The following is an 11,849-nucleotide window of genomic DNA, read 5'->3' as shown; positions in this document are numbered from 1 at the left end:
ATGATCGAAGCCCACTGCCTGACCAAGCGATACAACGCCGAATCGATCAAGCCGCACAACGCGCCACGATCACACTGCTCGCCGCCACGGCGGCCACGGTCAAGCACTCCACGGGAACCATTCGCGCCACACTCATCGCGATTCCCCGGCGGCCTTGTGCTGGCGGCCAAGGTCTCGGTCCTCACGGACGTCGTGCTCGCATCGATGACCGCGGCGTGCGTCGCCGCCCTCTTCGGCGGCCAGGCGGTCCTGTCCTCCCATCACCTGACCACACACTCTCCACCCCCAGCATCACCCGTGTGATCTTCGGTACCGCCCTCTACCTCACCACCGGCGGACTGCTCGGTGCCATCATCCGCAGTTCCGCCGGGACCATTGCAGCTCCGGTGGGCATCCATCTCGTCCCGGTCTGGCAGCCCTGCTGCCGACGGACTGGGCCCAGCTCACCACCCCCTACATGGCCGCGACGACCACGCGACCGGCACCCCAGCACAGGAAGGACACCCTCCCATGCTCACGGCAACCGAGAAGCGCCGCACGATCAGTGAACGACCGGCAACCTGCCCCACGCGCCGGGACGGGGACGACTGCCGTGCAGCCCTGCCCGTACACCTGCTCCTTCTCCACGACGCCCTGGCCGACAGCACCGGCCGATCCCCGGGGACGTCCAGGGACGGCCAGGCCGACGGCCGCCATGTGGCACCCTGCCGGCGCAGTCCGGCCCGCACGGCCGGGGCCACGCAGCTCACCCTGTCCCAATGGGTCAGCAGGACCGCGAAGATCGGGGACGGAAGCTGACGCGAAAGCAACGACGAGCCCGGGGCAGCCCGGCACACGGCCACCGGGGCGGAGCGGTCCCACCGCATGTCGGGGCAGCGCAGCTGGTACCTCTGATCCTTCCGCTCGGGCTCGGGCTCGGGCGGCCGGGCGGGGAGCGGGGTACCGGGCGCGGATGGACGCGGGCCGGCCGTGCTTGGTGCGGTGGTCGGTGCCGACCTGAAGGGACTCCCCGGCGCGGACCATCAGGTCGGTCCACTCCTCGGTGCGCGGCTCCCGCTGTAAGCGATCCGAACGAGAGGCGTCTGACGGGCAAAAGCCCGGTCAGGCGCCTCTTTTCGTGTGGCTGGAAGAAGCCGATCTTCTTCGGCGAGTACGGGACCAGGAGATTCTTGGTGTGCTGGTGGTACAGGGTCCGCACCTGTGTTGACCAGCGAAAACGATCGCCCTGCTGGTCTTTGGCCGGGACGTGGCCCGGGAATGGACCGGATCTTGGAGCAGCCGAGTGTTCGGTCTACGGCCCGCCGCTGCAGGGCAAGGCCCTCGCACGGCCTGCTCGCCGAGGCCGCGGCCAGTATCCGCCGGTTCGATCCCGCGGCGCTCGGCGAGGTTGCGGCCACGATGAGCGCGGTGTCGCCGCCGCCGAACGGGATCGGGAAGGCAGGTCGCCGCTCCTTGCCGGTCAGGGCATCGTACGACCCGCGCCCTGCTCCACGCGGAGAAGCGCCGGTGCGCGGTGGGGCCGGTAGGGCCGAAGCACGGTGGCAGATGCAGCCACGTGCAGCCCGAGGTCGACACGGACACGATCGCGGCGGCGGCCCGCACCCTGCGAGCGCGTCGGCGGCGCCGGCACCACATGCTGAAACAGCTCCCACAACCCGTCAGGAACCAACGTCTCCACGATCATCACGGCCGCAGCCTACTGGGCCAAATCAGACCATCTCCAAGGATGGATGTGCTGGCCCAAACGGCCCGTCCGCGACGGCATCCGGTAGCCGACTCCGGTCACACTGGTCCCATAGGCCTCGATCACTCCAGGGCAGTGAGCGGGAGAGGCCTGGACGGAGTCGACCATGAACGCGCGAAGGGACACCGCCGAGCGCCGAGGCGGGCAGCATCCGCCTCGCGGCGCTTGGTTGGTGCTGGACGAGCATGGCTTGGTGGCCGAGTGGAGTCAGGAGGCACGGGAGCTGCTCGGGTATCGGCCGGAGGAGATCGTGGGCCGGCCGGTGGTAACGCTGCTGGCCCGGGAGCAGCCGGCCTGCGGAGGTGGAACGTCGGGAGCGACTGTGGCCGCGCGGCACCGGGACGGGCACCAGCTCGATGTCCGCGCCAGGGTGTCTGCGCTGCTGGGCGAGGACGCGACCGTGCGCTGGTGTGTGCTTCTCGACCCCGCGGACCGAACCGAGGAGGACATGGTCGACGCGGCGCTGCTCAGAGCATTGCTGACCGAGTCCCCCCTCGGTGTGCAGGTCCTGGACCGGCAGCTGCGGATCGTCCGGCTGAACCTTGCCGGGCCGGGAACGCGGGGAGCGGTGGGCCAGGAGGCCATCGGGCGCCGGGCTCGCGAGGTGGCTCCGGGCCTGGTCGACGACGAGGCGGAGCGGAGGTTCCGGTCAGTGGTGGAGACCGGCCGGACGATGGCCTTCGCCCACGCCGGCCGCCCGCCGGCCGACCCCGACCACGATCACACCTACGCCGTGACCCTCCTGCCGCTGAAGGACCCGGCCGGCGCCGTCCACGGGGTGGTCGTCGCCTCACAGGACGTGACCGAGCGCCGACGGGCCCAGACCCGTCTGAATCTGCTGGTGAAGGCGGGCGCCCGGATCGGCACGACGCTGGATGTGATGACGACGGCCGAGGAACTGGCCGAGGTCGCGGTGCCTGCCCTTGCCGACATCGCGGCGGTGGAGGTCCTCGACGACGTACTCGCGGGAGAGGCGCCGCCCCCCGGCCCGGTGAGCTCCGAGGCGTTGCTGCGGCGTGCCGGTTACCGCGCCGCCGAGGGGCTGGACGTGCCGCCCGCCTACAGTCCGGGCGAGGTCATCCCGGGCTACCCGTCGTCCTTCACCGCGTGCCTTGCCGACCTGCGCCCCCGTCTGGTAGCGGAACTGCAGGTCGACCACGAGTGGCTGGTCCATGACCCCCGCCGCGCAGAGCTGGTGCGCCGGGCCGGAGCACACTCGATGATGGTCGTACCGCTCACCGCCCGCGGGGTGGTGCTCGGCCTGGCCAGCTTCTACCGGGTGCAGGGACCTGATCCGTTCGATGAGGACGACCTCGCCCTAGCCGCCGAACTCGGCGCCCGGGCAGCCGTCTCCCTCGACAACGCGCGCCAGTACACCCGCGAGCGCAACGCCGCCCTCACCCTGCAGCGCAGCCTGCTGCCCCAGACCTTTCCCGCCCAGAACGCCGTCGAGGTGGCCTGGAGCCACGCGTCCACCCGCGGCGGCGGGGACTGGTTCGACGTCATCCCGCTGTCCGGGGCACGCGTGGCCCTGGTGGTGGGACACCTGGTCGGGGACGGCATGCAGGCAGCAGCGGACATGGGCCGGCTGCGCACCGCCGTCAACACACTGGCCGCCCAGGACCTGGCCCCCGACGAACTGCTCGCCCAACTCCACGACCTGGTGTCCGGCCCCACCAGCGAACACGCCCACCCGGCCGACGACGACTCCGCCGGCCCACACCTGGCGGGAGCCACCTGCGTGTACGCGGTCTACGACCCCATCTCCCGCCGCTGCACCTTCGCCCGAGCCGGCCACCCCGCACCCGTGATCGTCCACCCGAACGGCTCGCTCGAGGTCCCCGACGTCCCGGCCGGTCCACCCCTGGGAAGTGACCACCCTCCGTACGAGACCACCGAGGTGGAACTACCGACCGGAAGCACCATCGCCCTGTCCACCCACAGCCTCGCCCGGCCCGGTGAGCTACCCGAGGAGCCGACCTGGCCCTGGCGGAACCTCGGCAACCCCCACCAGGCCCTCAAGGACACCTGCGACGCCGTGGTCCGAGCACACCAGGGCAGCGGCGAGGAGAGCATGGTGCTGCTGCTGGCACGCACCAGAAGTCTCGACGCCGACCAGGTGGCGACCTGGACCCTGCCCAACGACCCCGCACTCGTCGCCACCGCCCGAGCCCTCACCGGCCGGCAGCTGGCCTACTGGGACCTGGAGGAACTGGAGTTCACCACCGAACTGATCGTCAGCGAACTGCTCACCAACGCCATCCGATACGCCACCGGCCCCATCCAGCTGCGCCTGATCCGTGACCTCACCCTCATCTGCGAGGTCACCGACGACAGCAGTACCGCACCGTGCCTGCGCCACGCGTACGACACCGACGAGGGCGGGCGCGGCCTGTTCCTCATCGCCCAACTCACCCGACGCTGGGGCACCCGCTACGCCGCCCGAGGCAAGACCATCTGGGCCGAGCAAGCCCTGCCCATGACAGAGTCCCGCGCCGAGGAGCCGGTACCCACGCCGCCGGCGACCGCCTGAGGCACCGACGTTTCCGCCGGACCGCGCAATCCCACTGCGCACGGCCGACTCGGAACTCGGCACCGCCGCCCACGCCCGCGCCTTGCACCTCGTCAGGGCTGACGGCCCCGGTGGCGCAGCCGAACAACCGCGGTTGCTCCCACAGGAATGGCGACTGATGGCCGCGATCCTTGTGCAGTGGCGGTCTCTCTGCACAGTCGGAGGGGGCATGTGCGGCCTCCTGCGCATGTCCGTCAGCTGTTCTGCTCGACGTGCAGATGAATCGGACCTCGAAGGACGGGGCTCGGCCGGTTCGGCGGAAGATCGGCGACCAGTCGGGGCCCGTCAAGACGGCGTACCAGCGCGTCCAACGCGATCTGGGTCTCCAGCCGGGCCGGCGGTCCACCGAGGCACGGATGGATGCCGCTGCCGAAGCCCGGGCGCTGGTTGTCCTGCCGGTCGGGGTGGTCGAAGCGTTCCCGGTCGCGGCTGCCCGAGGCGGGCATGAGCATGATTTGCGAGCCCTTGGGGATGACGGTGTCGGCGACGCCGGATCTACGTGAGATGTGGTGGAACTTCATCGGTCGGTCCCATGAGGCAATCGAGGAGGCTCGGAGGGGCTGGATGGAGCGCTCCCGCTTCGGTGCGGTGAAGGGCTGCGACGGCGACCGGCTGGCCGCCCCCGAACTGTCGCCGGTGGCGCTGAAACTGCGAGGACGGGTGCGCTGACCTGCTGGTTTCGGCGCCTGCCCGGATAAGAGAAGGGCTGTTCGTCGACATGAGCGGCCGGAACAACCCGCAGGCGCCCCGGCGGATGCCGGCCGCCCCTGCGCTTCCCCGTCGTGAGGGCGGCCCGGTGCCCCTCGCCGCGGATCAGCGGCGAGGGGCACCGTCAGGTGGAGCGGTCAGGGCTGTGCTGTGAGCGTGAAGCTCTGTGCGGAGGAGCCGTCACAGGGTCGCTGGGTGAGCTGGACACCGTTCGCCGAGGAGCTCGCGGAACTCAGGCACTGGCCGCTGTGGCGGGCGGTGAAGCGGTAACGCCCGGTGCTCTCCTTCACGGGCTGCCACTGCTGGTTCTGCCCGCCCGCATAACTCCACAGCTGGAGTGGCGCGTTGGCGGCGGTCGAGCGGTCGGTCACGTCGATGACCTGCTGCGGGTTCCCGCGGATGGTGATCCGTGTGTATCCGCTGTCCGTCGAGCGGAACTGGAACTGCTGTGCCGGGGTTCCGTTGCAGGAGTACTGCTGGATCGCGGTCCCGTTGGCCGTGGCGGCGGAACGAGCGTCCACACAGGTGCCGTTGGCGGCGTTCGTCAACGAGTACCAGGCCGTCTCGGAGATCTGGTCCGCTGGCGGCGCGGTGCCTCCGGCCCCGCCCAGCCACTTCAGCCCGTCGAGCAGGAACCGGTTCTGTATCTCACTGGCGAACGTCGACGACAGTGCGGTGTTGGATGCGTAGTCCATCGCGTTGTGACCGAAGTTCGCGTACAGCATCTTGTACTTCGTGTTGGTCCACAGGATCGGGTAATAGCCGCTGTACCAGGTCTGGTTGGGGTCCGTTCCCAGAGGGAAGCTGCTGGGGTCTATCGATGCGAGGATCTTGATGTCCGGATTCTGACGCAGGTCGTTGGACCAGCTGTACCACTCGCTGACCGACGACGTGAATGTCGCGGACAGGTTCATGGTGGACGGGTGAGTGCGGTCCTCGACCTTCAGGACGGCCGTGGTCGGACCCCAGGTATTGGACTTGAAGGTGCCGCTGCCGAGGAACTGGTTGTGGTACCAGGGCCAGGCCTGCGCGTCCGTCGTGAAGGCGGAGACGTGGAAGCCCATCCAGGCGCCGCCACCGCGCATGTACTGCTCGAACCCGGACCGCTGGGCGGCGGTCTGCGGTAAGTCGTCGAGGAACAGGACGACTTGATAGGCGTTCACGCCACCGTTGCTGAGCAGGTCCCAGTTGTTGCTGGCCGTGTAGGTGAAGCCGTTCTGCGTGGCCTGCTCGGGGAACCAGTCGTTGGCCTCGTGGACGAAGCTGATGTGCGCGGCGTCCCAGGTGCCGTTGTACAGGGCGAGCACCTTGAACGGCGTCGCCGCCGTGCTCGCCCGGGCGTCGGGCGGTGCCGCCAGGCCGAGCAGCGTCGCCAGCAGGACGAGGACCCACAGGGTCGCACGCGCCGGACCGGATCTGCTGATGTCCGTGCTGATGTCCATCGACGATCCTTCCTTGAGCATCAGGGGTAGCTGACGAGGTTGGCGACGTTTGTGGTGGAGTTGGACGGGCCACCGCGGTCGTTGATGACGTGCCGGATCGTCCCGGTGCCGCCCAGCGAGACCGTCACCATGTCCTTGAAACGCACATTCGCGTTGTTGGGCGCCTCGATGGCGTGCTCGGCGGTCACACTCGAATTGACATTGAAGTAGCAATAGCTGCCGAATCCGTACACCTGATGACTCGTTACGGAGTCCGCGACCTTGTACGCGGCGTAGCCCTGCGTCGAACCATTCATCCAGGAAGCCTGGTTGGGCGGGTCGTACGGCATCTCGTTCTGGTAGAAGTACGTGCGGCCGCCGTTGCCGTTCCAGATGGTCTGGTGCTTCTGGTAGTGCTCGACGAACAAGCCGTACATCGTCACGTTGTTGCCATTGACTACGAGCCCCGTGGCGCCGGTGTTGCTGGTCCAGCCCACGCCACTGCCATGGTCGGCGCGCCACAGCCACAGGTGGTCGCCGATGACGCCGTTGCTGTTGATGGTCAGGCTGGTGGTGGCCTTGCCGACGCCCGCACCGCCGACGCGGAAGAACACGTCGTGCAGGGAACTGGGGTCGGCGCTGTGGTCGGCCGACGAGCCGCTCGGCCCCATCTCCAGGAGCTGGGACGAGTTCGTGGTGCCGGCGTCGATCAGCAGCCCGGCCAGCTGGACACCGTTCACGTCGGCGACCGTCATGGCGGTGATCCCGTTGTCGGGAATGAGCGTGGCCAGGCCGAGGCCCAGGACCACGGTGTCGGCCCTGGTCACCTTGAGCGTCTGGCCGAGGTGGTAGACGCCCGGTGTCACCAGCAGGTTCTTACCCTGGGTGAGCGCGTCGTTCATCTGCGCGGCCGTCGCGCCCGGCTTGACGATGAAGAAGTCGGACAGGGGCAGAGGCGTGCCCGTGGGCGGGCCCGAACTCCAAGAGGTGCCGGACGAGTTGGTGCGCACGCCGGGCACGAACACCTTGTAGACGCCCGATGGGTCGACGTACAGGAAAGGCTTCTCACGCGACACAGGGGTCTGGTCGACCGTGGTGTACGACGGGCTCGGGAAGCTGTTCGCGGGAGCGTTCTTGGCGCCGACGTAGACCATGTTCCAGTTGGAGCCGGTCCAGCTCGACCACTCGGTGTTGCGCGACAGCCACTGCTGCTGCGAACCCGAGTTGACCTGACCGTCGATCTTCGTGTCGGCCATGTAGCCGCCGCTGGACCAACCGCCGTCGTCCAGCAGGAGGTTGCCGCGCAGATGCATCCTGCGGTACGGAGCGGCCTGCGACACCGCCCAGCGGTCCGTGCCGGAGGTCGGGGTCACGGACAGGTTCTCCGCCGACCGCCAGAAGTTCTGGGTGGCGTTGCCCTGGAACCAGTCCGCCTCGGCGTGTACCGCACCACGGATGGTGACGTCGTCGGGGGAGAGGCCGAGCCCCGCGACCTGGGTGTAGAAGCCGACATTGGCATCGGCGTCGTAGGTGCCCGGCTTGAAGAGGAAGGCCTTGCGGGCGGTGCCGAACTGGTTGGTCTCCTGCTGGGCGAAGGCCGCGTTCAGGCTGCTCTGGATGGTGGCAGCGGGTGTGGACGGGTCGAAAACGGTGACATTCGGGCCGAGGTCCGGTGCCCCGGGCGGCTGTTGGGCATCCACGGGGTCGACGTGGAAGGACTGGCCGCGCTGCCGTTGCAGGCGTACTGCTGGAGCTGCACGCTGTCCGCGGTCGAGGCGCTCGGCACGTCGAGGCACTTGCCGCTGTTGCGGTTCACGAAGTGGTACGCGCCGCTGGACTCCGCCACGGCCTGCCACTGCTGGTTGTTTCCGCCGCCGTACGTCCACAGCTGCACGAGCGCGCTGTCCGTCGTCGAGACGTCGGTGACGTCCCAGGCCTTGGTGGCGTCGGTGCCATTGTCGACCTGGGCGTATCCGCCGGAGGTGGCCGCGAACTGCCACTGCTGGGCCTGGCTGCCGTTGCAGGCGTACTGCTGGACAACGGTACCGTTCGTCGTTCCAGCAGCACGCGCGTCGACGCACTTGCCGCTGCCCACGTTGACCACGGTGGCCCAACTGGTCGGCAGCGCGGCGGTCTGCGCGGTCGCCGTGTCCTTCGAGACGGCCGCGACACCGGTTCCGGCCGTGGCCACGAGGGCGATCAGGGTGAGCAGCTTCGGTATCCGGCTACGGCCGGTTTCTCTCTTGGATCCGGGCACGGTGGGATCTCCTGTACGAGTCGGGGTGGGGGTGGGAGGGGCGGACGTGTCCGTCAGCCGGTGTACTGCGCGAGGACGCGCGTGCAGTCCCAGTCCTGCCGGCTCATTCCGGAGCACCTGTCGGCGACGCTGCAGGCCCATAACTGGACCTTGGCTCCGTCGGGGGTCGAATTGCCGGTGACGTCGATGCGCTTGCCCGAGAGTCCGGTGGTCGTGCCGGTAGCGGCCGTGGTCGGCGACACGCTGAGGGGACCGGCCGAGAGGGCGAGCACTGCTGTCGAGAGGGTGCCGCGCAGCGTCGTGGAGCGCAGGAGGAGATGTCTGGCCATCGAGGGGTCACAGCCTTTCGTGCGTGGCCGACGGTGGGGGGTGGGGGCGTGGCGCGCAGGTGCAGGCATCAGGACGGAAGGAGCGTGACCCGTCCAGATATATGAACGTCGAGTGCATTCATGGAACGGTGATGATCGGTGAACCTAAAGGTCTGAACCAGGCACGTCAAGATGTGAAGCAAGGAGACCCCGTAATTGCCCTGCATGTGCAAGGAGTTGAACAGACGGTCGCAGCGGCGGCTTCGTATCGTTGCCGGACTTGTGTGGTGTCGGCGGCACCCGTGTTCGCGGTTGGAGCGCCGACCTGGCCGTCGCGGGCCCGCGGGACTCCTGGGGGGGAAGGCCGCCCCGCGCTTCGGCTGGAAGGGCCCGTGCGCACCTTCCGTCCGGAGAATTTCGGGCCAAAGACGCCTGCCCGGCTCTTGCCGCGTTCACCCACAACCTCATGCACGCCCTCGCTCACTGACCGCCGTCTTCCCCGCCGGGGCCGCCACCGCCATGATCCGAACCCGGCTCGTCACCGTGCTGGCCGTACCGCCCGAGAGGCACGGCGCTGGCGCTGCACCCTCCCGAGGGCCGGCCCGGACGGGACGCGTGGCTCCAAGTCTTCGCCACCCTGCGTGCCCCCGCAGCTGACGCCTCATCCGGCCTGCCCCAGTCCCAACGGCCGCACCTGGCATCCGTGTCGGCCGGGTCGCCGATGGAATGTCGCGGCTGCGACCGGCCGGCGGCGCCGCGACCGGCAGTTCGACTACCGGGCGAGCACTTCGGCGACAGTGCCCACTGGCCAGCACTGCGGCGTGGCCTGGATTCAGTTCCGACCCAGTTCGAAGCCATGGATCGCACCGCTGATATTGCAGCGGCGTCTACGCGTCTACGCGTCTTCTGCTCGGGCAGTTGGGCGGGGAGAGGCGCATTCTGCGTACCACTCAACTTTCTGTTCGGCTGGGCTGGTTGTTGCGGCTTGCCGACCTGGCCGACGTCACCGGCGTGCGGGGATACCTGTGTGGCCCCGGTGGCATGCGATGCCTGCGAACTGAACCGTTCGCCACCCGCGGCATCACAGTGACTCCGTTTGTCACACCCAGGGACGCTGTGCCAATCCCCAGGCAGTCGGGAGAGGGCTGGGGCGTCAGTGCGACCCGCACAGCCGGGGTCGGAGAGCACTGCGGTGGTTCAGCCGTGAGCTTCGGCGGCGCTCGTGACGTAGGTACTGATCTCGATCAGGTTGCCGTCGGGGTCGCGCAGGTAGGTGCTCGTGATCGGGCCTTTGGCACCGGTGCGCCGCACGGGGGAATCGCCTCTGACGGCGCGAACCGGCACGACTCGCCGCTGCTCGGCCCTACCCTGGCAGCGGCGAAAGAACAGGCCGGTGCGATGCCGGAGACCGTCAACGTCAACCTCGACCGCGGCTACGACAGCGCAAAGTCACGTGTGCTGATCAACGAGTTGGGCTTCCCGGCCGAGATCGCTTGCCAAGGCGTTCCTGCCCCGGTGCAAGCCGGCAAGCGCTGGGTGGTGGAACGTACGCACTCATGGATGAACGACTACGGCAAGCTACGACGCTGCACCGAGAGGAGCGGCAAGGTCGTGGACTTCTACCTCTACCTCGCCGCCACTCTGGTTACGCTCCGCATCCTCATCCGCCGCACAACTCGCCTCTACCGCTGGGACGGACGCCCCACCACCCGAAGGCTCAAGTGACTTCTAATGTCGGACGGACGGTACAAGCACGCGCGGACCCCCAGTTTCGCGGAGGCGGGAACACATCAGCCGCTCTCTGCGGGATCAGGGTCCGGATAGATCTCGTATGGCTGGTCGGTCAGATCCCCGTCCACCCACACCTGCATCCCGTAGCCAATTGGCGTGTCGGGGTACAGGAGAGGCAAGTTGCTCTGAGTGTCGGCGAAATCGTCTTGAGCGGCCAGAAGCCGCAGTTCCTCGCCATGGCGTAGTACCGAACCGGTGAGGAAGGCCGGGACGAGCTCGTCGAAGCGGACCCAGTCGACCAACACCCGTCTCGTGCCTGCATCGTCAGGAATCGAGATGAGGGAATGCAGATCGACGTGTCCGACACGACGCCCGTTTTCGATCAACCAGAGGTCAGCCGTCTGGTCGAAGTGTGCGTCGACCATGTCCGGATCATCGTTCTCAACGAAGATGTTCCGTAGCAGGAAGCGGATGTGCTCGCGGTCTCCGTAGACGAAGTAGACGCTCCAAGCCATCTGGGCGTCATTTGCGGTCTCGAGCACGTAGCAGCTTCGGCCCTCAAACTCGTCTGGTGTTGTAATGATCCCACCTTATTCTCATCGGTCAGTGTCGCCCACAAGCATGGTGCCAGACACGGCGGAGACGGCGTCCGCCGCGGGTGAGGCGGGCGGCGACGTGCAGCAGCTGGTAGCGGAGTAGGGCCTCGTCAAGGCGCACATGGAGACGCTGCTGGCCCCTTCACCCACGGAGTTGAGGGCGTGGAGGTATCGCTCGGGTTCGGCGGCCAGAAGGCTGCGTTCGTCCCGGCAGGACGCCCGACGGCAAGACCCTCGCCACCGGCAGTAACGACGGCACAGTGCGGCTGTGGGATACGACCTCTGCCGGGTCCTCGACGCTGCGGGACACGCTCACCGGCCACACCGATCGGGTGGCCTCGGTGACGTTCAGCCCGATCGAGGGATGCGCGGACAGCAGTGAACCTGGCTGTCGGTTACGGAGATCGGTTCCGCGACTGAAACAGCATCAGCAACACCTTCGTCGTCGACTTCACGGGTGACGGTGGGGGTGACCTCGGCGGTGTCGAGACGTCGATCGGAACGCTTTGCCT

6 protein-coding genes and 4 pseudogenes are annotated in these 11,849 nt (G+C 68.2%); 5 read left to right on the top strand and 5 right to left on the bottom strand.

Features of this window, described 5'->3' with window-relative positions; translation table 11 throughout:
- Positions 1-510: 510 nt before the first annotated feature.
- Both ACGFU7_RS39700 and ACGFU7_RS39695 read left to right on the top strand, forming a co-directional pair.
- The gene (locus ACGFU7_RS39700; RefSeq protein ID WP_393702768.1) at positions 511-798 is read left to right on the top strand and encodes a hypothetical protein; all 288 of its coding nucleotides are present in this window, start codon (positions 511-513) and stop codon (positions 796-798) included.
- 1,052 nt (positions 799-1,850) lie between these two features.
- Entirely contained in the window at positions 1,851-4,277 is a 2,427-nt protein-coding gene (locus ACGFU7_RS39695) for a SpoIIE family protein phosphatase (protein ID WP_393702766.1), read from the top strand.
- Between the two features lie 233 nt (positions 4,278-4,510).
- Here ACGFU7_RS39695 and ACGFU7_RS39690 read toward each other — a convergent pair whose 3' ends face one another.
- Complete coding sequence (locus ACGFU7_RS39690; protein WP_393702811.1) at positions 4,511-4,837, bottom strand: cytochrome P450; 327 nt, start codon at positions 4,835-4,837, stop codon at positions 4,511-4,513.
- Here ACGFU7_RS39690 and ACGFU7_RS39685 point away from each other — a divergent pair.
- Positions 4,821-4,985: pseudogene (locus ACGFU7_RS39685) on the top strand (pirin family protein); the annotation flags it as partial. The gene ACGFU7_RS39690 and the pseudogene ACGFU7_RS39685 overlap by 17 nt on opposite strands.
- Positions 4,986-5,161: 176 nt before the next feature.
- On the opposite strand, the gene ACGFU7_RS39680 reads toward ACGFU7_RS39685, so the two are convergent.
- The 3 genes and pseudogenes from ACGFU7_RS39680 to ACGFU7_RS39670 all read right to left on the bottom strand — a co-directional run bounded on the left by ACGFU7_RS39680 (position 5,162) and on the right by ACGFU7_RS39670 (position 9,031).
- Complete coding sequence (locus tag ACGFU7_RS39680) at positions 5,162-6,466, bottom strand: ThuA domain-containing protein (protein ID WP_393702765.1); 1,305 nt, start codon at positions 6,464-6,466, stop codon at positions 5,162-5,164.
- Between the two features lie 20 nt (positions 6,467-6,486).
- A pseudogene (locus tag ACGFU7_RS39675) lies at positions 6,487-8,636 on the bottom strand (RICIN domain-containing protein).
- A gap of 119 nt (positions 8,637-8,755) precedes the next feature.
- Positions 8,756-9,031, bottom strand: a complete 276-nt coding sequence (locus tag ACGFU7_RS39670; RefSeq protein ID WP_393702763.1) for a hypothetical protein — start codon at positions 9,029-9,031, stop codon at positions 8,756-8,758.
- A gap of 1,293 nt (positions 9,032-10,324) precedes the next feature.
- Here ACGFU7_RS39670 and ACGFU7_RS39665 point away from each other — a divergent pair.
- A pseudogene (locus tag ACGFU7_RS39665) lies at positions 10,325-10,735 on the top strand (transposase); the annotation flags it as partial.
- Positions 10,736-10,800: 65 nt separating this feature from the next.
- On the opposite strand, the gene ACGFU7_RS39660 reads toward ACGFU7_RS39665, so the two are convergent.
- Positions 10,801-11,283 (bottom strand): hypothetical protein, encoded by a 483-nt coding sequence (locus ACGFU7_RS39660; protein WP_393702761.1) that lies wholly within the window; start codon positions 11,281-11,283, stop codon positions 10,801-10,803.
- Between the two features lie 296 nt (positions 11,284-11,579).
- On the opposite strand from ACGFU7_RS39660, the pseudogene ACGFU7_RS39655 reads away from it, so the two are divergent.
- Positions 11,580-11,798: pseudogene (locus tag ACGFU7_RS39655) on the top strand (hypothetical protein); the annotation flags it as partial.
- Positions 11,799-11,849 lie beyond the last annotated feature (51 nt).

This window comes from Streptomyces sp. NPDC048473, from assembly GCF_043200155.1.
Classification (GTDB): Bacteria; Actinomycetota; Actinomycetes; order Streptomycetales; family Streptomycetaceae; genus Streptomyces.
This window is presented reverse-complemented; position numbering and strand designations above follow the sequence as displayed.